This is a genomic window from Laedolimicola sp. (assembly GCF_051972735.1).
GTDB lineage: Bacteria > Bacillota > Clostridia > Lachnospirales > Lachnospiraceae > Laedolimicola > Laedolimicola intestinihominis.
On sequence record NZ_JBOKYU010000001.1, the window covers coordinates 46,174 to 67,131 of the forward strand.

Below are 20,958 nucleotides of genomic sequence, written 5' to 3' on the forward strand. Positions count from 1 at the left end.
GATCGTTTTCTCTTTTTCCCTTTTATTTTCCCTGTAACTTCTATCCAGTATATACGATAAAATCCGTCTTGTCTATCTTCCATCTTACATATAACGCTCCCGCTCCTGTTTTCGCACGATAAAGAAGCAGATCACCTGCATGGCAATCGTAATCAGCCAGGATCCCGGATAGGAAATAAATAGTACGAACAAGGACCGATGTAGCGGAAAGATCCCGTAGATCCAGACGATTCTGGTTCCCACCGTTCCGATAATCGACAAAATCATCGGCACGCCCGACCGTCCCATGCCGCGCATGGCGCCCGGGAACAGATCCATGATGCCGCACAGAAAATAGGGAATCGTTGTAATGGAAATAATTTCCATTCCCGCTTTGATAACTTCCGGATCCTTTGTATAAATCTGTAAAATCTCCGGTCCGAATACATAAAAAATCGTTCCCAGTGTTCCCGCGAACACCACTGAGATAAGCGCGCAGTCAATCAACACCCGATCCATCCGTTTGAATTTCCCCACGCCATAATTCTGGCTGGTGAAACTCATACAGGCCTGAGTGACGGAATTCACCGACGCGTAGAGGAAGCCTAGCAGGTTGTTGGCCGCTGTGTAGCCCGCCATGGCTGTGGATCCGAAGGAGTTTACCGAGGACTGGAGCATAGCATTAGAAAAATTGATGACCACGCTCTGGATGCCCGCCGGGATACCCACCTGGAAAATCTGCACCAGATAAGACACGTTCATCCGCAGCTTCGAAAACCTCAGCTGATAACTGCTCTCCGACCGATAGAGGCAGCGCAGCACCAGAATGCAGGAAATAAGCTGGGACACTACCGTCGCAATAGCTACGCCCTCCACAGCCATGTGGAATTTTACCACCAAAATCACATTCAACACCGCATTGGCGACACCTGCCACAATCAGGAACAGCAAAGGCCGCCTGGTATCACCCACCGCACGCAGAATCGCCGCTCCATAGTTATACAGCATGAAAAATGGCATGCCCAGAAAATAAATCCGCATGTAGAGCGTAGATAAATCAATCACATCATCAGGCGTCGCCATCACTTCCAGCGCCCACCGGGCCATCCCCACTCCCACAAAGGTCATGATCACGCCGCTGATCAGCGCCACCAGAATTGCCGTATGAACGGTCTCAGACATCTCCTGATCCTGGCCTGCTGCGTAAAACCGGGCCGCCAGTACATTGACGCCCATAGAAATACCGATAAACAGATTCGTAAAGATATTGATCAGGGCTGTCGTGGAGCCCACTGCCGCCAGGGACTGGCTTCCGCTGTACTGCCCCACCACGATGATATCCACCGCGTTGAACATCAGCTGCAGCACACCGGAAATCATCAGCGGTACCGCGAACACAATCAGCTTGTCCATCAGCGTGCCGTTGCACATGTCAATTTCATACTTGCTCTTTTTCACCTTTGTTCTCTCCCGTTCATCTTTCGCCCTTTTCAGGCTCCTCTTATCTCCTATGTTACATGGAATTATTCTCAAATGCAAGGACACCTGTGCACAAATCTTAGCGCTTTTATCGCTAAATCTTTTCCCTGGCCGTGTGGAAGCCGGAAGGACCTATCATATTGGGGCCAAGTACATCAAACCCACTGATAAATGACATGATTTTGCTCTTCTTTTCTTTTTTATGTTGCATATTTTCGCACAATTTTATAAAATGATGTTGTGGACAAACGTCCTCACCTATGATACTTACGGATTGTTCTGTGCTCTGCACCCCCACAATCCTATTTCCAGAAGGGAACCTAATACCATGAATGAATCCGGCAAAATCACATTATCAGAACAAATCTACCGTCAGCTGCGCAGGGACATTATTACCCAGAAAATTCCCTGTGGGGCCAAGCTTACTCTTCAGACATTAAAGGAGCATTTTGGCGTCAGCCACACTCCCATCCGTGATGCCCTGACAAGATTAAACGAAGAAGGCATCATTACCTATTATTCCAACTGCGGTGTCAATGTTGTTTCTTTTACGGAACAGGACATTCGCGAGCTTTATCAGCTGGCTGCGGAGCTTGATTCCCTTTCTGTACAATTTTGCCGCTATTCTTATTCCTCCACCCCGCTTATCTCAGAAATGGAGGAACTTCTGACCACCTCCGCCCAGCTTCTGGAACAGGGCGATATCGAAACCTGGCAGGGAAATTCAGAAGATTTTCATCTGCTGTTCTATCACCACGCCAATAATCATTACCTGTATGAGGCAGCCAGCCGGATTCAGGCCAAGCTTGCTCTCTTAAGTAATCTGTACCGTTCTTCTGAAAATATTGCCAAAATACAGGAGGAACATCAAGCTATTTTCAATGCCATCCGTCAGGATGACTATAACCTGGCGTCAGATCTGATGCGGAAACATACACAGGATGATGTGGTACTGGCATTAAAGGCATACAGACAGTTTCTGAACACCTGAAACTGTCTGTATGCCTCTCAAAATTTCTCTTATGAACAGAACTCCGCTATCAGTTCCGCGTAGATTTTTGCGCTGGTAAGCAATTCCTCTACCAGAGCGTATTCATCTCCAAAATGAATATGATAATCTGTTCCCGGCATCATACATCCAAAGGTAGCCCTCTGATTTTTCAAAATATCCACATAGGTATTTCCGTTGATCGTAATTCCGTAGCTTTCCTTTCCTGTATACTCCGTATAGAACTTCAGGATTGTCTGCATCAGCTTTCCGTCCATGGGCATATACAGCGCTTCTGCAAATTCACTGTCCTTCACTGTAATTCCCTGCTTCTCCAATGCGGCAATCAGTATATTTTTCGTATTTTCTTCTGTACAGCCTCTGGGAAGCTTACAGTCAAAGCTTCCTGTAAATTCCTCCGGACTGTAGTGAAAAATATTAAATACTGCAAACAGTTCCCCGGAATCTTCTGTTTTTCTCTGGATCCCGGAAGCCTTTCCCAGATAATCCCCATGGGGAAAGACCCGATTCAGTCCTTTCAGCCGCTCAAATCCTTCACCGGGAGCAAAGGGAAGCATACACAGCAGGTGAAGCATTCCTGTCAAAGCGTTATTACCTGCTTCCGGTGCTCCCATATGGCTCTCTTCTCCTGTGGCAAGCAGGGTACATTTTTTATCCTTTTCTTCTGTGACAGTAAACCGGATACCTGTTTCTTTTTCTGCTTCTCTGATATAATTTTGCAGTTCTCCGGCTTCAAATCCCTGAATAACTGCCTGGGTCTCTCCCGGAATAATATATCTCTTGCTTCCACCTGATACCGAAACAATCTTTGGTAATGCACCTGTATCGGAAAATTTCGCTGTTGTTTTTCCTCTGAGTTTTCCCTTTTCCACATTGATAACAGGATAATCTCCATCCGGGCACAACGTAATCTCCGCTTCTCCTTCTTTTTCCAGATAATATTTCAGATCTTCCCGTCCTCCGTTTTCCTCATTGGAACCGGCAACGATTCTTACCTCTTTATCCAGGGAAATTCCCAGACATCTGACAGCATACAGTGCATACAGCGCCATAATCAGAGGTCCTTTGTCGTCCATTGCGCCACGGCCATATATCTTTCCATCCTTTACCAGCGGCGTATACCCGTCTGTCACAGTCCATTCATCCCCTGCCGGAACCACATCCAGGTGTGTCAGAAGATCCAATCCTCTTTTCTTTCCGCCACTGGATGCATAAACTGCCCGATAATCCACATTTTTTGTTTCAAAACCCAGACGCTGTGCAATCTTCCTAAACTGATCGACAGCTGCGGCGGCCTGTTCCCCATAGGGGAATTCTCCCACCGGCTCTGTTACCACACTGGGAATTCGGATCATATCACAGATATCCTGCACCATTTCCTCTCTGTGTTCTTCTAAAAATTGCTCCAGCTTTTTCTTGTCTATTTTTCCCATTCTTTTACTCCTTCCCACATAAACGGACAATGGCCTGTGCATAGATTTTTGCACTCTTCACAAGCTGCTCAATCTCTGCGAACTCGTCTTTCCCATGCATATGGTTATCTACCCTGGGGTCTGCACAGCCAAAGGCAACTCCACCCGGAATTGCATGTACATAGGAACCTCCTCCTATCACCAGAGGTTTCTCACGTTTTCCTTCATACATTTCACAGCAGTCCAGAAGCTTCTGTACAAATGGCGTGTCTTCCGGTACGTGATGGGGCGCATAGATTCCTCTGTCACCCAGATGCAGGCCGTCTGCCTCCATCCGTCTCCGGATCACATCACGGAAATTTTCATTGGTGGCGCAGAGCGGTGTACGGCTGTCAAAACCTCCCGTCACCTGTCCGTCTTTACAGGTGAGCTGCGTCAGGCTGATTTCCACAGCTCCGGAAAGTTCATCTGACATCGCCGCTCCCAGAGCCTGACCGCTGAAATCTCCATGTGGGAAACAGGTATGCAGGGCCTGAAGCTTCGAATACATTCCACACTCTTGAAATACAGGCTCCGTCAGCACCGTCAGAAGTCCGGTCAGTGCATTATTACCTGTGTCAGGCAGGGACGCATGACAGGAATTGCCATGAACAGTAAGGCGGATCCGGTTTCCTTCTTTTTCTGTAGTAAACCGGATTCCTGTCTGTTCTTCTGCCTGCGCACAGAGCATTTCCAGTTTTTCTTCCGAAATACCTCCAAGTACTGCCTGTGCCTGTCCGGGAACCACATTGATGCCGGTTCCCGCCTGAACTTCTTCCACCCGGGCTCCTTTTTTTTCTGTTTCTTCATAGGTTCCCTGAAATTGGCCGTGCAGAATTCCCTTTTCGATATTCACCAGCGGAAACTGAGCATCCGGAGACAAGGTCATCGGTGCCGCCTTTTCTTTCTGATAATAGTAAGCAATATCGTCACTTCCGGATTCCTCATCTGAACCCAGAATCAGACGGACGTTTCCGGAAAGCGGAAGCTTCAGCTCTCTGACCGCACGCATGGCATAGACTGCAGCCAGAGCCGGCCCCTTATCATCCGCAGAACCCCGGCCGTATAATTTTCCATCCTGAATCACCGGAGAAAACGGCTCTGTCACGCTCCAGTCATTTCCCGCCGGAACCACATCCAGATGTGCCAGAAGATCCAGCTTTCTCTCTCCTTCTGCCAAATCTGCTGTAATCACGTAATTATCATAATTTCTCGTCTGAAAACCATAGGAGGCCAAAAGCTTTTCTGCCTTCTGAAGTACCCGTGCATTTTTTTCTCCAAAGGGCATTCCCGGTTTCGGTTCTGATTTTACACTGTCGATCCGGATCAGCTCCATAATATCCCGGAGCATTTCCTCCCGGTGCGTCTCGATATATTCATCCAGTTCTGTCTTATACATACTTTCTGTCCTCTTACTTCTGCTGCTGTTTTTTCATATACTTCCGATAGAGTACATAGCCTATCAGTGCGAAAATCACCGGACCTGCAATCTGAATCAGGGTGGAGGTCACATCCCCGTCCATGGCAGGGTTGATAATTGTGAACACATTCGCGAAACCGACCACACATACCACCAGAATCGTCAGAGCTGTTGCAACCGCATCCGAGCGAATCAGTTTTACAGGTTTTTCTATGCTTTTATTTTTCCGGAAAAACGGAAATGCAGCTGCCACAAATATATAGGGGATTGTCATTGCCACATTTGTCATCAGTAAAATCAGATTCCAGAAGGAATTCACTGAGGTACCGCCAAAGGAAATCAAAAGCAGAAACAGACAGATAATGGCACTCTGTACCCACATGGCATGAACCGGTACATCCGTTTTCTCATCCTTTTTCACCAGCCATGCTGGCCAGATTTCCTTCGGTGTTCCCTCGATCAACTGGGTCAGCGGCCCATAAAAGAATACGGTGATGGAACCTAAGGTAGCCAATGCTACTGCCAGTCCGTAAAATCTGGTAAACCAGGCTCCTGCTGCCGCTGCTGCTCCTGCTGCCCCCAGACTTTCTGCAAGCTTTGCTCCCAGATTGTACATAATCACATACTGCACATTCGCCAGATTCACTGTATCGCCACCCAGAGCTTCGCTCCAGTTTGTAAAGCTTCCTACGCAGAAGATCAGAATTGCATAACAGACTGTAATGGCCACAGCAGCGCCCATAATAGCTTTGGGAATTCCGGAACTGGATTCTGCCTTATCCACCAGACCTCCGGTTGCCTCGATTCCACCATAGGCACCCACTGCCATAGTCGCAAAGGATACCATGGCTATCATGGATGTATATCCTGCATTCGGTGATTTGGTAAATGCCTGGAAATTCACAGGCTGTGCCAGCTGTCCTTTATTGGCAATCAGAATCACCACGGCTCCCACGATCACGGACAGCTGAAGCACCAGAACTGCAGTGCCGCCTATCTTCGCCATCCAGGTGACATTCCGGACACCCCTGGAAGCCAGAAGGGCAATTAACAGAATCAGAAGAATCGACAGAATACCTACGGTCTGGGTGGAACTCAGCCCCAGAATGCTCCATGTGGAGGTTCGGTCCTCTCCCCAGATGAATGCAGATACCTTCAGGAAAAATGCAGTGCTGACATTCACAAAATAAATAATAAATGCCGTATACCACATGAAAATTCCCATAAATCCATATTTTGTACTGACTGAACGGCTCATCCAGGCAAAAATTCCGCCCTTTTCATTGCGGAAGGCCATTCCATATTCTGCCACCATCAGTGCATAGGGAATAAAGAATGCTAGCCCCGCCAGAATATACCAGGGGATTGCCGAATATCCCATCATAAAATATGCCGTGTGAATGTTGGAAAATCCAAAAATTGTTGTGAATATCATTGCGACCATTCCTATCACTGTAATATTCTTTTCGTTGCCTTTCTGTTCCATAAGTTTCCTCCTTCGTTTTTCCTATCGGGTGTTTTCTGTCATTTTCACCCCTTTTGGTTAATTCTATCTTATCATCTTTTTCAGATTTTGCAACATTTTAAACAACTTTATATAATCTTTATTTATTTTGCACAATCTAGGTATCTTAATTTTGGGAAGAATGACAATTCTCCTTCCGGCAAGCTGCTACTTTCCTTCTTTCTCCGAAAATGCTATCATATCCTTGATAGTCTGCACATGTTATCCTATTTCATAACCGGAGGATTTGAAATTTATGAAATGTCTTCAGCCTGATTATTACCCCTTATTTCACTGCATCGCCGGAGCCTGTCCCATTACCTGCTGTCAGGAATGGAAAATCGCTGTGGATGACGACACCGCCAGGCGCTGGAAGAAGCTGGCTCCCCCGGCTGATGTGGAGGAACAGAAGAAAAATCTGAATGCTTATACTATACACAAAGACGGCGAACGGGTCATCGGACTGACCCCGGAACACAAATGTCCGTTTTTAAATTCAGATAAGTTATGTAAACTTGTATGCACCTATGATGACACAGTACTTTCCAGGACCTGCCAGGATTTTCCCCGGGAGATTCTGAAGTTCCGCACCCATGAAGAGGAGAGCCTGATGGCTGCCTGTCCGGCGGTGTTGGATATCTGGCGGGAGCAGGAGACGCTTTCCTTCCCCTCTCCTGCACCGGAGGATCTGACCTCCGAACAAGCCCGGCTTCTGTTCCGTCTGCGTTCTGCGAGCATCCGTCTGCTGGACTTAAGCCACCGGGCGCCGGAAAATGATACCCCGGAGCAGGCCTTCCTGGAGCTCTCCTATATCCTTCAGGAACTGAACCGGACTGATACTCTGGACGACGCCCATATCACCGAATACTTTTCCGATAGTTCCCGCGCACAACTCCGCGACGCCATCTCCAATATCGATCTGCCGCCCCTGGACACCCTGGACGAGTGCAACGAGCTTTTACAGGATCTGGCCGTGAATTACCGGAAGGAAGGCCTGTATTCCGGCTATCTGGAACCGATTATCCAGCTGGCAGAGGAACTTTCCGAGGGCTGCGACGAAGAAGAACTGCTCCGTGGCTGGGACGCATTCCAACAGGATTTCACCGTCTGGCGACCTTTATTGTTCCATTACCTGGAAAATGAGCTCTACTCCGGTCTCCTGCTCCCCGGCAGCGACCTCACGCTCACGACGCTGCTTCTCCATCTGGAATGGATCATCCTGACCTATGCCGTCATCCGCCACAGCCTGTTCCTGGCCTGGCTTCAGGGCGGCAGGCAGCCACTTTCCTACGAGACGGTCCGGAACTACATTGTCATCCTGAACCGTATGACCGGCTACAATGAAGAAGACATTTTCGAATACCTGGAAAACAGCTTTGAAGATCCCCTCTGGGACTGGGGCTATTTCGCCCTGATCCTCGGCCATTAAGCTTTGTAAGCCTTCTCTGATTTTTTTCGGAAGCTTTACAATCTCTTTACACAAATACACCTGAAACCTAACAAACACCTCCTATACTGTCAACTATAGAGAGGTGTTTATTATGAGAACAAAATCTACGATTGAAAAAGTTATGTATCTGATTACCTTTGCAGGCATTGTCACAGCAAATGTATCTTCCATCCTGTTCGGCGTTCATGTAATGCATCCGGCTTTCCTGGCAGGTGTGCTCATCGCAGTTATCGGCGTCAACGGCGTACTGCTTTTGAAGCATCCGTCCTTCCAGATACATCATATTTCCGAGAATTCCAACTGGATTCATTATGTAGACTGACATCCTGCCCGGGAAATAATTCCAAACATTCTCGCATCCCCCGTTTTTCCACTGGCTCCAGTGGGAAACCGGGCGGGTGCGTTTTTTATTGCATTTAAAAAAACTGCTGTCCCACATTTTCGTGAAACAGCAGTTTTCTAATGCATCCTTTATCTCTGATACAGGCTCTTATAACTCAGCCGGCTCCTCGGTCTCCTCTGCCTCTACAGCAGCCTCATCCTCAGCTCCGTCCTCAGTCAGCTCCAGACTTTCATCCAGATCGATGTCCTCGTCGAAGTCCAGCTCAGCCTCTTCGTCCATATCGGTATCCAGTTTTACATTCTGATAACGCTTCATACCGGTTCCGGCAGGAATCAGCTTACCGATCAGTACATTCTCCTTCAGACCGATCAGCGGGTCAACCTTACCCTTGATAGCAGCCTCGGTCAGAACCTTGGTGGTCTCCTGGAAGGATGCAGCGGACAGGAAGGAGTTGGTAGCCAGAGATGCCTTGGTGATACCAAGCATAATCTGCTTTCCTTCTGCGGGCTGCTTGCCCTCTGCGAGCAGACGCTCGTTGGCGTCCTCGAACTCCAGAATATCTACCAGAGTACCCGGCAGGAAATCGGAATCTCCGTTGTCCTCGATACGAATCTTCTTCAGCATCTGGTGTACCAGCATCTCGATATGCTTGTCGGCAATTTCTACACCCTGCAGACGATATACACGCTGAACCTCGCGGATCATGTAATCCTGTACGGCACGTACGCCTTTGATCTTCAGGATATCGTGGGGGTTCACGCTACCTTCGGTCAGCTCGTCGCCGGCCTCCAGTACCTGTCCGTCCTGAACCTTGATACGGGAGCCGTAGGGAATCAGGTATACCTTGGACTCTCCGTCTGCGGCTGTCACCTGAATCTCACGCTTCTTCTTGGTATCCAGAATGGTAACGGTTCCGGCGATCTCTGTGATGATCGCAAGTCCCTTCGGCTTTCTGGCCTCGAAAAGCTCCTCGACACGGGGAAGACCCTGTGTGATATCTCCACCTGCGACACCGCCGCTGTGGAAGGTTCTCATGGTCAGCTGGGTACCCGGCTCACCGATAGACTGAGCAGCGATGATACCAACTGCCTCACCTACCTGTACGGCCTCACCGGTAGCCATGTTCGCGCCGTAGCACTTCGCACATACACCGATGTGTGATTTACAGGTCAGGATGGTACGGATCTTCAGGCTGTCAATGGGGTTGCCGTCCTTATCCACGCCATTTTTCATAATAGCGGCTGCACGTCTCGGGGTAATCATATGATTTGCCTTGACGATGACATTGCCGTCCTTGTCGTATACAGTCTCGCAGGCGAAACGTCCGGTAATACGATCCTGCAGGCTCTCGATCTCTTCCTTGCCGTCCATAAAGGCCTTTACTACCATGCCCGGGATTTCACCCTTGCCCTCGCAGCAGTCAACCTCACGGACAATCAAATCCTGAGATACGTCTACCATTCGACGGGTCAGGTAACCGGAGTCCGCGGTACGCAGAGCGGTATCGGACATACCCTTTCGAGCTCCATGCGCTGACATGAAGTACTCCAGAACGTCCAGACCCTCACGGAAGTTAGACTTGATAGGAAGCTCGATGGTGTGACCGGTGGTATCCGCCATCAGTCCACGCATACCGGCCAGCTGTTTGATCTGCTTATCGGAACCACGGGCTCCGGAGTCAGCCATCATGTAGATGTTGTTGTAACGATCCAGACCGTCCAGCAGTGCCTTGGTCAGGATAGCGTCGGTATCCTTCCAGGTTTCAACAACTTCCTTATAACGCTCTTCCTCGGTAATCAAACCACGCTTGTAGTTACGTGTAATCTTATCTACGGTATCCTGTGCCTTCTTGATCAGCTCCGGCTTCTCAGGCGGCACGGTCATATCGGAAATGGATACGGTCATAGCCGCACGGGTGGAATACTTGTATCCCATCGCCTTGATATCGTCCAGTACCTCTGCGGTTCTGGTGGCTCCGTGGGTATTGATAACCTTCTCCAGAATCTGCTTCAGACCCTTCTTGCCTACGTGGAAATCAACCTCCAGTACCAGCTCATTGCCCGGAACAGTACGATCTACAAAGCCCAGATCCTGCGGCAGAATCTCGTTGAAGAGGAAACGGCCCAGCGTGGACTCTACGATACCGGTCATCTCAGTTCCGTCAGCCAGGGTTCTGGTTACGCGGACCTTGATTCTGGACTGCAGACGGATGACTTTATTCTCATAAGCCAAGATGGCTTCGTTCAGGTTCTTGAAGAACTTGCCTTCGCCTTCACTTCCCGGACGCTCCTGGGTCAGGTAATAGATACCAAGGACCATATCCTGGGACGGTACGGCTACGGGACCGCCGTCAGACGGCTTCAGCAGGTTGTTTGGGGAGAGCAGCAGGAAACGGCACTCCGCCTGCGCCTCTACGGACAGGGGAAGGTGCACTGCCATCTGGTCTCCGTCGAAGTCCGCGTTGAACGCGGTACAAACCAGCGGATGCAGCTTGATAGCCTTACCTTCTACCAGAATCGGCTCGAAGGCCTGGATACCAAGACGATGCAGGGTAGGAGCACGGTTCAGCATAACCGGATGCTCTTTGATGACGTCTTCCAGTACATCCCATACCTCCGGCTGTACCTGACGCTCTACCATTTTCTTAGCGCTCTTGATATTATGCGCGGTACCGTTCTGTACCAGTTCCTTCATAACGAAGGGTTTGAACAGTTCGATGGCCATCTCCTTCGGAAGACCGCACTGATAAATCTTCAGCTCCGGACCTACGACGATAACGGAACGTCCGGAATAGTCAACACGCTTACCCAGCAGGTTCTGACGGAAACGTCCGGACTTACCTTTCAGCATGTCAGACAGAGACTTCAGGGCTCTGTTGCCCGGGCCGGTGACAGGACGGCCACGACGTCCGTTATCGATCAAGGCGTCTACAGCCTCCTGCAGCATACGCTTCTCGTTGCGGACGATAATATCCGGCGCACCTAACTCAAGAAGGCGGGTCAGTCGGTTATTTCTGTTGATAATTCTGCGGTACAGGTCGTTCAGGTCAGAGGTAGCGAAACGTCCACCATCCAGCTGTACCATGGGTCGCAGATCGGGCGGAATAACCGGAACCGCATCCAGAATCATCCACTCCGGCTTATTACCGGACTCGCGGAAGGCCTCTACGACCTCCAGACGCTTGATGATACGGGCACGCTTCTGTCCGCTGGCATCCTTCAGGCCTGCCTTCAGTTCCACAGACTCCTTTTCCAGATCGATGGCCTGCAGAAGCTCCTTTACGGACTCTGCGCCCATACCTACGCGGAAGCGGCTGCCATACTTCTCGCGCATATCCTGGTACTCCTTCTCAGACAATACCTGCTTGTACTGCAGCTCGGTATCGCCTGCGTCCAGTACGATGTAGGACGCAAAGTACAGAACCTTCTCCAATGTACGCGGAGACAGGTCAAGGATCAGTCCCATACGGCTGGGAATGCCCTTGAAGTACCAGATATGAGACACCGGAGCGGCCAGCTCGATGTGCCCCATACGCTCGCGGCGGACGTTAGACTTTGTAACCTCTACTCCACAACGGTCGCAGACTACGCCTTTATAGCGAATCTTTTTGTACTTTCCGCAGTGGCACTCCCAGTCCTTGCTGGGTCCGAAGATTCGTTCACAGAATAAGCCGTCTTTTTCCGGTTTCAGGGTTCTGTAATTGATGGTTTCAGGCTTTTTAACCTCGCCTCTGGACCACTCCCGGATCTTCTCCGGGGACGCAAGTCCGATACGAATCGCGTCAAATGTCATCGGCTGGTATACAGCCTGATTCGTTGTTTCTGGCATGAATGGCACTCCCTTCCTTATTCTTCTTCAAAATCTCCGTCGAAATCAGAGAAATCCTCATCTGAATCGTCCGGCTCCTCCTCGATATCAACCAGTTCTCCGTCCTCGGCAAACTCCTGCTTGCTGAAGCCGTAATCGCCATAGGAATCCTCATCATCCTTGAAGCGGCGGTCTCCCTCGATGATGGAGCGGATATCGGTGCTGTCACCGTACTCGCTGGTCTCCATGATCTCGACCTCTGTATTGTCATCCCGCAGTACGCGAACATCCAGTCCCAGAGACTGAAGCTCTTTCAAAAGTACCTTGAATGACTCGGGAATACCCGGCTTCGGAATATTGTCGCCCTTGATAATGGCCTCGTAGGTCTTCACACGTCCGATAACGTCGTCAGACTTCATAGTCAGAATCTCCTGCAGGGTGTAAGATGCGCCATAGGCCTCCAGAGCCCACACCTCCATCTCTCCGAAACGCTGTCCACCGAACTGTGCCTTACCACCCAGCGGCTGCTGAGTAACCAGGGAGTACGGTCCTGTGGAACGGGCATGAATCTTATCATCTACCAAGTGATGCAGCTTCAGGTAATGCATGTGACCGATGGTTACAGCGCCGTCAAAGTACTCGCCTGTACGTCCGTCACGCAGCCGCACCTTACCGTCTCTGGAAATGGGAACGCCTTTCCAGAGCTTTCTATGCTCACGGTTCTCATCCAGGTACTGTGTTACCTCCGGATGCAGTTCCTCGCCGTGAATGCCGAGGAAGGTCTCACCACTCCACGGTCTTCCGTCTGCTGTGGTCTCCTCGCCTCTTTCCTTCCATTCAGCCGCCTCTGCGTCGTCAAACGGAAGGTTTACATAATCATTTGCCAGATCCAGTGTATCCATGATATCGCTCTCGTTCGCGCCGGAGAATACCGGTGTGGATACATTGAAGCCAAGAGCCTTGGCAGCCAGGCTTAAGTGAATCTCCAGGACCTGTCCGATATTCATACGGGACGGTACGCCCAGGGGGTTCAAAACGATATCCAGCGGACGTCCGTTCGGCAGGAACGGCATATCCTCTACCGGAAGTACACGGGAAACGACACCCTTATTACCGTGACGGCCTGCCATCTTATCTCCTACGGAGATCTTACGCTTCTGAGCAATGTAGATACGAACGGACTGATTTACACCCGGAGACAGCTCGTCGCCGTTCTCTCTGGTAAATACCTTCGCGTCTACGACGATACCATACTCGCCGTGGGGTACCTTCAGGGAGGTATCACGCACCTCGCGGGCCTTCTCACCGAAGATGGCACGCAGCAGTCTCTCCTCTGCGGTCAGCTCAGTTTCTCCCTTGGGAGTAACCTTACCTACCAGAATATCGCCTGCGCGAACCTCAGCGCCGATACGGATAATTCCGCGCTCGTCCAGATCCTTCAGCGCGTCGTCGCCCACGCCCGGAACGTCTCTTGTGATCTCTTCCGGTCCCAGCTTGGTATCACGGGCCTCTGCCTCATATTCCTCGATATGAATAGAGGTGTATACATCATCCTCTACCAGACGCTCGCTAAGAAGTACGGCGTCCTCGTAGTTGTAACCTTCCCAGGTCATGAATCCGATCAGCGGATTCTTACCGAGAGCCAGCTCTCCGCCGGAGGTGGAAGGACCATCCGCAATTACGTCGCCCTTCTTTACCTTGTCGCCTTTGAATACAACCGGTCTCTGGTTGTAGCAGTTGCTCTGGTTGCTTCGGGAGAACTTGGTCAGACGGTATACATCCTTGGTTCCATCGTCACACTTGATGGTGATCTCATTGGATACGGAGCGCTCTACCACACCGTCATGCTTTGCTACCACACACACACCGGAGTCGACTGCGGTCTTAACTTCAATGCCCGTTCCGACTACCGGAGCCTCTGTGGTCAGAAGCGGTACGGCCTGACGCTGCATGTTGGATCCCATCAGCGCACGGTTCGCGTCATCGTTCTGCAGGAACGGAATCAACGCCGTAGCTACGGAGAATACCATTCGCGGAGACACATCCATATAATCGAACATGGAGCGCTCGTACTCCTGGGTCTCCTCACGGTAACGACCGGATACATTCTTATGAATGAAGTGTCCCTCTTCGTCCAGCGGCTCATTTGCCTGTGCTACATGATAGTTATCCTCTTCGTCTGCGGTCATGTAGACTACTTCGTCTGTGACACGCGGATTCTTCGGATCTGCTTTATCAATCTTACGGTACGGAGTCTCAATAAATCCATACTCGTTAATTCTTGCATAGGATGCCAGAGAGTTGATCAGACCGATGTTCGGTCCCTCAGGGGTCTCGATGGGGCACATTCTTCCGTAATGGGAGTAATGTACGTCTCGAACCTCGAATCCTGCACGATCTCTGGACAGACCGCCCGGTCCCAGTGCGGACAGACGACGCTTATGTGTCAGCTCGCCCAGCGGGTTGTTCTGGTCCATGAACTGTGACAGCTGGGAAGATCCGAAGAACTCCTTCACTGCTGCAGTGACCGGCTTAATATTGATCAGGGACTGCGGTGTAATATTGTCCTGATCCTGTGTGGTCATACGCTCGCGTACGGTACGCTCCATTCTGGAGAGACCGATGCGGTACTGGTTCTGAAGCAGCTCGCCTACCGCACGGATACGACGATTGCCCAGATGGTCGATATCGTCCTCATTACCGATGCCGTACTCCAGATGCAGGTTATAGTTAATGGAAGCAATAATGTCTTCCTTGGTAATATGCTTCGGAATCAGATCGTGGATCTCGCGCTTAACTGCTTCCTTGATATCCTCGATGCTTTCATTTTCTTCCAGTATCTTTTTCAGAGCCGGATAATATACTAATTCTGTAACACCCAGTTCTTCCGGATCCACGTCCACATAGTGGCGCAGGTCTACCATCATACTGGAAATGACACGTACGTCGCGCTCCTCGGTCTGAATCATGACGAACGGTACTGCCGCGTTCTGAATCTCGTCTGCCAGCTCGCGGGTTACCTCGGTACCGGCCTCAGCCAGGATCTCTCCGGTCTGTGTATCTACCACATCTTCCGCCAGTACATGACCTGTGATGCGGTTACGAAGCAGAAGCTTCTTATTAAACTTATAACGTCCAACCTTGGCCAGATCGTATCTTCTCGGATCGAAGAACATGCTCATGATCAGACTCTCTGCGCTGTCTACCGCCAGCGGCTCGCCCGGACGAATCTTCTTATACAGCTCCAGCAGACCCTCCTGGTAGCTTTCTGCGGTATCCTTGGCCAGAGTTGCCAGGATCTTCGGCTCCTCGCCGAACAGATCGATAATCTCCGGGTTTGTTCCATAACCCAGCGCACGAACCAGAACGGTTACCGGAACCTTTCTGGTTCGGTCTACACGTACATAAAATACATCGTTGGAATCTGTCTCATACTCCAGCCATGCACCACGGTTCGGGATAACGGTACAGGAGTAAAGGCCTTTTCCTAATTTATCATGATCAATCGCATAGTAAATTCCAGGGGAACGTACGAGCTGGCTGACGATAACACGTTCTGCGCCGTTGATCACGAATGTACCTGTCTCCGTCATCAGCGGCAGGTCACCCATGAAAATCTCGTGTTCATTGATTTCATCTGTCTCTTTATTATAAAGACGTACTTTTACCTTCAGGGGAGCTGCGTATGTCGCATCTCTTTCCTTGCATTCTTCGATGGTATATTTCAGCTCATCCTCACCGGTACAGAGCGTGAAGTCTACAAAATCCAGACTCAGATGTCCGCTGTAATCGGCGATGGGAGAGATGTCATCGAACACTTCTCGAAGACCTTCCCGAAGGAACCAATCATAGGAATCCTTCTGGACCTCAATGAGGTTCGGCATCTCCAGGACTTCTTTCTGCCTGGAATAGCTCATTCTGAAGTTCTTACCGGTTGCGACCGGACGTATTCTGTTCTTTTCCATTGACGTTCACCCCTTATTTAATATGGAAGTTAGCTACTATTTTCGTCATTTTGCACAAAAACGCAAAATGAATTCAGAGCCTAGCTCACCACAATAGTGCATCCTACATGATACCATAAAGGTGTATAAGTGTCAAGCTTTTTTTGTATGTTTTGGAGATTTTTTTCGAAAATGATTTCAAATAGATTTATGGATTTTGGTCAATATTTTTGTTGATATTTTTTACCGGCAATCCTGACCGCACAAGATTAAAATAAGCCGGGCGGATTACTCCACCCGGCTCTATAAGTCTTCATAAACTTATTTCAGAGTTACAGTAGCTCCCTGCTCCTCAAGCTTAGCCTTCAGCTCATCAGCCTCTGCCTTGGAAACGCCCTCTTTCAGCACCTTCGGTGCGCCGTCTACCAGGTCCTTAGCTTCCTTCAGACCCAGACCAGTTACCTCACGAACAACCTTGATAACCTTAACCTTGGAATCTCCAGCGCTTGTCAGCTCTACGTCGAAGGAATCCTTCTCCTCAGCTGCTGCTGCGCCGTCGCCAGCTGCTGCTACAACAACACCTGCTGCTGCAGATACACCAAACTCTTCCTCACAAGCCTTTACCAGCTCGTTCAGCTCTAATACGGATAACTCTTTGATAGCGTCGATAAACTCAGCGGTAGTTAACTTTGCCATTTTATTTTCCTCCTGATTTTTCATTTTAAAATTCGTTTTTTGTTAGTGGAATCACCATGGTCACTAAATTCGCGCTGTGCCTTCGGCTTGCGCTCATTAAGTGTCCAAGTGGGCCTTCGTACTAAATTCGTGCTACGCACTCATTAAGTACTTACAGCCTATGCCTCCGCCTTGGACTCTGCGATCTGATTCAGAACGCGAGCAAAGTTTGTAATCGGAGACTGGATGCTGCCAAGCAGCTTGCCAAGAAGCTCTTCTCTTGACGGAACCTTTGCGATCTCAGCCATGCCAGCTGCGTCGTAGTATGTTCCCTCTACGATACCGCCCTTGATCTCAAGAGCCGGTGCCTCTTTGCCGAACTTAGCAAGGATACGTGCCGGAGCAGTTGCATCTGTCTTGGAGATAGCAATTGCGTTCGGGCCCTCCAGCTGCGGAGCAAGGCTCTCACAATCTGTTCCCTTGAATGCGAAGTTCATCATCGTATTCTTGTAAACCTTGTAGACAACTCCGTTATCTCTGAGCTCTTTACGAAGTCTTGTATCCTGCTCTACGGTCAGACCGCAGTACTGAACAAGAACAACGGACTGAGCACCTTCGATATTTGCAGAAATCTCTTCTACAACCGGTTTCTTCAGCTCGATTTTTGCCATGAGTGGTGTACCTCCTTATTAGTCTATGTGTTCACCAACCCGATATACGAAGGAATCGATTTTTGTCGAATTCCTGATACAAAAAACCTCTCTGCCGGGAAGACAGAGAGGTTTCGAAAAATCATTCAAAGTGAATGCATATCGTCCTCGGCAGGCGTATTCAACTTATGCCTTGCGGCACCTGCTGTCTTCGGGTCGTGTTACATGCTATGAAAGCATAGCATATCTTTTTATGAATGTCAACCAATTTTTTTGATTAACCAAGCTTTGCTGTGTTCAGTCTTACGCCCGGTCCCATGGTCGGAGCGATGGTTACGCTCTTCAGGTACTGGCCCTTTACAGCTGCCGGCTTAACCTTATTGATTGCATCGATCAGCGTCTGGAAGTTGTCCGCTAACTGCTCCTCTGTGAAGGAAGCCTTTCCAATCGGCACGTGGATAATGTTAGTCTTGTCCAGTCGATACTCAATCTTACCAGCTTTGATTTCCTGGATTGCCTTGGTAACGTCCATAGTTACAGTTCCGGCCTTCGGGTTCGGCATCAGACCCTTAGGTCCAAGTACACGTCCCAGACGTCCTACAACGCCCATCATGTCCGGGGTAGCTACAACTACGTCGAAATCAAGCCATCCTTCGTTCTGAATCTTCGGAATCAGTTCCTCTGCTCCAACGAAATCTGCACCTGCTGCCTGTGCCTCGTCAGCCTTTGCGTTCTTTGCAAATACCAGCACACGTGCAGTTTTACCGGTTCCGTGCGGAAGTACAACAGCGCCACGGATCTGCTGATCTGCATGGCGTCCGTCACAGCCTGTACGGATGTGAGCCTCGATGGTCTCATCAAATTTTGCGGTAGCAAGCTTCTTTACGATAGCTACTGCCTCATCTCTATCATACTGAGTCTGTTTGTCGTAGAGCTTAGAAGCCTCAACATACTTCTTTCCATGTTTCATATTAAATAACCTCCTGGTGGTAATTGCGGGATTCAGGGTTTTCCCTCCCACGTACAACATTTGCTATAACAGTTTCGATTAGTCCTCAACAACGATGCCCATGCTGCGAGCGGTTCCTGCGATCATGCTCATCGCGGAATCAACGTTTGCTGCGTTCAGGTCCGGCATCTTAAGCTCAGCGATCTTCTGAAGCTCAGCCTTGCTGATGGTAGCAACCTTAGTCTTGTTCGGAACACCGGAACCGGACTGAATCTTGCATGCCTTCTTCAGCAGAACTGCTGCAGGCGGAGTCTTTGTGATGAAGCTGAAAGATCTGTCTGCGTAAACTGTGATAACAACCGGAATAATCATTCCGTCCTGATCTGCGGTTCTAGCATTGAACTGCTTTGTGAACTCTACGATGTTCACGCCGTGCTGTCCGAGAGCCGGACCTACAGGCGGAGCCGGTGTTGCCTTTCCAGCAGGAATCTGCAATTTAATATAACCTGTTACTTTCTTTGCCATTTTAGGCACCTCCTTGTGGTAATTGCGGGCATTTGGGTTTCTCCCTCCCACATGCTTCTACATTTGATAGTTTCGTGTTCTGATGTAATACCTTACATCTTTTTGATTTCTGAGAAGCTGATCTCGACCGGCGTTTCTCTGCCGAACAGATCCACGTTGATGGTTACGCACTGCTTACCCTGGTTGATATCCTGGATAACTCCTACCGTGTCGGCCCATACGCCGCCTGTAACCGTAACGGTATCGCCTTCCTTGAAATCTACTACGACATTTTCAGACTGGATTCCGAGCGGCCGCATTTCCTCTTCTGTCAGAGGTACCGGTTTTGATCCCGGTCCGACAAAGCCGGTCACACCACGGGTATTGCGCACAACGTACCAGGTGTCGTCATTCATCACCATGTTAATCAGAACATAGCCCGGAAACATCTTCTTCTGAACCTGTTTTCTGGCACCGTTCTTCATCTCAACTACGTCCTGCAGCGGAACTCTCACTTCGAGAATCTGCTCCTCCAGGTGTCTGTTTTCAATTGTTTTCTCAATGTTGGCCTTAACCTTGTTCTCGTATCCGGAATAGGTATGAACTACATACCAGTTTGCCTCTGCCATTTTCTCACTCCTATAAACTAATCAGCATATCGATTCCATAAGACAGGATAATATCCAGAAGCTTAATTACAACTCCCAGGACAATCGATGTAAGCACTACGGCTACGGTCTGTCTTATCACGGTCTTTCTGTCCGGCCATACAATCTTGTTGTACTCGGCTTTCAGACCCTTGAACCAGCTTTTCTTCGGTTTATTGGTGCTCTTAGTGGCCTTTTCTGCTGCTTCGCTCATCGTCCCACTATCCTTTCCTGCATCTTATTTTGTTTCTTTGTGCAGTGTGTGCTTTCTGCAGAATCTGCAGTACTTGTTGGTCTCCATCCGATCCGGATGATTCTTTTTCTCTTTTGTCATGTTGTAGTTACGCTGTTTGCACTCCGTACATGCCAATGTGATCTTTACGCGCACGACTTCCACCTCCGCTTATTTTTTGCTTGCTGAACAGCCTCGATACGCATGCCGGCATATCTAAACTGTCGTTTTTTAGGCATAAAAAAAAAGCCTACTTCCATTCGCCCTGATATCATATCATGCCAACCCTAAGCATGTCAAGCATTTTCTTTGAAAATACGCCGGAATACGCCGGGAAACCACCTGATAAATCCTATCTTTTACATTCCGATTAAATGCTTGCCTTTCTTTCGGCAAAATGTTAAACTTTAAATATTATAAATACGTGAATTTCAGGAAATAAATCCTGAGTATGGAGAAGGAGATTACTACTATATGAATTATCAGCGGCATAAATCCGAGGAATCGGTAGAGGATTATCTGGAGACAATCCTTATCTTAAGCAGGCACAAAGCCCAGGTGCGTTCCATCGACGTGGCCAATGAGCTCGGCTATTCCAAGCCCAGCGTCAGCGTGGCCATGAAGAATCTACGCCAGAAGAACTATGTAAATGTTTCCGAGGAGGGCTATCTTTCCCTGACCGGGGAAGGCCTGAAGCTGGCGGCAACTGTGTATGAGCGCCATTCTGTCATTTCCAACTGGCTCATCAGCCTGGGCGTATCCCAGGATGTGGCTGTGGAAGACGCCTGCCGGATGGAGCACGATATCAGCGAGGAGAGCTTCGCGGCGATCAAGAAGTATCTGCAGGATGCGGAGAAATAATCTTATATAGAAAGAATTTTCAGGAAAACAAAACCGCTTCACAGGTCTGATTAC

The 20,958-nt window shown here is 49.4% G+C and carries 17 protein-coding genes and 1 other annotated feature; of the genes, 4 read left to right on the forward strand and 13 right to left on the reverse strand.

The window, feature by feature from the left end; all coding sequences use genetic code 11:
• Positions 1-84: 84 nt before the first annotated feature.
• Positions 85-1,410, reverse strand: a complete 1,326-nt coding sequence (locus tag ACTRC3_RS00225) for an MATE family efflux transporter (protein ID WP_440320817.1) — start codon at positions 1,408-1,410, stop codon at positions 85-87.
• 376 nt (positions 1,411-1,786) lie between these two features.
• Here ACTRC3_RS00225 and ACTRC3_RS00230 point away from each other — a divergent pair, with 376 nt between their 5' ends.
• Positions 1,787-2,449 carry a GntR family transcriptional regulator gene (locus ACTRC3_RS00230; RefSeq protein ID WP_440320680.1) on the forward strand — a complete coding sequence of 221 codons (663 nt, stop codon included), beginning with the start codon at positions 1,787-1,789 and terminating at the stop codon, positions 2,447-2,449.
• Positions 2,450-2,478: 29 nt separating this feature from the next.
• Here the strand turns inward: ACTRC3_RS00230 and ACTRC3_RS00235 are convergent, their stop codons facing one another.
• The 3 genes from ACTRC3_RS00235 to yjeM are packed head-to-tail and all read right to left on the reverse strand — an operon-like array spanning position 2,479 to position 6,824.
• Complete coding sequence (locus ACTRC3_RS00235) at positions 2,479-3,900, reverse strand: Sapep family Mn(2+)-dependent dipeptidase (protein WP_440320682.1); 1,422 nt, start codon at positions 3,898-3,900, stop codon at positions 2,479-2,481.
• Between the two features lie 4 nt (positions 3,901-3,904).
• Entirely contained in the window at positions 3,905-5,317 is a 1,413-nt protein-coding gene (locus ACTRC3_RS00240; protein ID WP_440320683.1) for a Sapep family Mn(2+)-dependent dipeptidase, read from the reverse strand.
• 13 nt (positions 5,318-5,330) lie between these two features.
• On the reverse strand, positions 5,331-6,824 hold the full coding sequence (gene yjeM, locus ACTRC3_RS00245) for a glutamate/gamma-aminobutyrate family transporter YjeM (protein WP_440320684.1): 1,494 nt from the start codon (positions 6,822-6,824) through the stop codon (positions 5,331-5,333).
• 274 nt (positions 6,825-7,098) lie between these two features.
• On the opposite strand from yjeM, the gene fliB reads away from it, so the two are divergent.
• Positions 7,099-8,271: a flagellin lysine-N-methylase gene (gene fliB, locus ACTRC3_RS00250; protein ID WP_440320686.1), complete on the forward strand. Its 1,173-nt coding sequence runs from the start codon at positions 7,099-7,101 to the stop codon at positions 8,269-8,271.
• A 112-nt stretch (positions 8,272-8,383) separates the two neighbouring features.
• Complete coding sequence (locus ACTRC3_RS00255) at positions 8,384-8,614, forward strand: hypothetical protein (RefSeq protein WP_440320687.1); 231 nt, start codon at positions 8,384-8,386, stop codon at positions 8,612-8,614.
• Between the two features lie 168 nt (positions 8,615-8,782).
• Here ACTRC3_RS00255 and rpoC read toward each other — a convergent pair whose 3' ends face one another.
• The 9 genes from rpoC to rpmG all read right to left on the reverse strand — a co-directional run bounded on the left by rpoC (position 8,783) and on the right by rpmG (position 20,199).
• The gene (gene rpoC, locus ACTRC3_RS00260; RefSeq protein WP_440320689.1) at positions 8,783-12,463 is read right to left on the reverse strand and encodes a DNA-directed RNA polymerase subunit beta'; all 3,681 of its coding nucleotides are present in this window, start codon (positions 12,461-12,463) and stop codon (positions 8,783-8,785) included.
• Between the two features lie 17 nt (positions 12,464-12,480).
• Positions 12,481-16,407, reverse strand: coding sequence for a DNA-directed RNA polymerase subunit beta (rpoB, locus tag ACTRC3_RS00265; RefSeq protein WP_349164712.1), 3,927 nt, complete (start codon positions 16,405-16,407; stop codon positions 12,481-12,483).
• 300 nt (positions 16,408-16,707) lie between these two features.
• A complete protein-coding gene (gene rplL, locus ACTRC3_RS00270; RefSeq protein WP_178039321.1) occupies positions 16,708-17,082 on the reverse strand; it encodes a 50S ribosomal protein L7/L12 in 375 nt (124 codons plus the stop codon).
• Positions 17,083-17,240: 158 nt separating this feature from the next.
• On the reverse strand, positions 17,241-17,732 hold the full coding sequence (rplJ, locus tag ACTRC3_RS00275) for a 50S ribosomal protein L10 (protein WP_440320691.1): 492 nt from the start codon (positions 17,730-17,732) through the stop codon (positions 17,241-17,243).
• 71 nt (positions 17,733-17,803) lie between these two features.
• Positions 17,804-17,944: a sequence feature (ribosomal protein L10 leader region), on the reverse strand.
• A gap of 44 nt (positions 17,945-17,988) precedes the next feature.
• Positions 17,989-18,681 (reverse strand): 50S ribosomal protein L1, encoded by a 693-nt coding sequence (rplA, locus tag ACTRC3_RS00280; protein WP_178039323.1) that lies wholly within the window; start codon positions 18,679-18,681, stop codon positions 17,989-17,991.
• 78 nt (positions 18,682-18,759) lie between these two features.
• Positions 18,760-19,185, reverse strand: coding sequence for a 50S ribosomal protein L11 (gene rplK / locus ACTRC3_RS00285; protein WP_178039324.1), 426 nt, complete (start codon positions 19,183-19,185; stop codon positions 18,760-18,762).
• A gap of 92 nt (positions 19,186-19,277) precedes the next feature.
• Positions 19,278-19,793 (reverse strand): transcription termination/antitermination protein NusG, encoded by a 516-nt coding sequence (gene nusG / locus ACTRC3_RS00290; protein WP_178039325.1) that lies wholly within the window; start codon positions 19,791-19,793, stop codon positions 19,278-19,280.
• A 10-nt stretch (positions 19,794-19,803) separates the two neighbouring features.
• Positions 19,804-20,025 (reverse strand): preprotein translocase subunit SecE, encoded by a 222-nt coding sequence (gene secE / locus ACTRC3_RS00295; protein ID WP_178039326.1) that lies wholly within the window; start codon positions 20,023-20,025, stop codon positions 19,804-19,806.
• A 24-nt stretch (positions 20,026-20,049) separates the two neighbouring features.
• A complete protein-coding gene (gene rpmG / locus ACTRC3_RS00300) occupies positions 20,050-20,199 on the reverse strand; it encodes a 50S ribosomal protein L33 (protein WP_158361839.1) in 150 nt (49 codons plus the stop codon).
• Positions 20,200-20,517: 318 nt separating this feature from the next.
• Here rpmG and ACTRC3_RS00305 point away from each other — a divergent pair, with 318 nt between their 5' ends.
• The gene (locus tag ACTRC3_RS00305; RefSeq protein ID WP_349164713.1) at positions 20,518-20,904 is read left to right on the forward strand and encodes a metal-dependent transcriptional regulator; all 387 of its coding nucleotides are present in this window, start codon (positions 20,518-20,520) and stop codon (positions 20,902-20,904) included.
• Positions 20,905-20,958 lie beyond the last annotated feature (54 nt).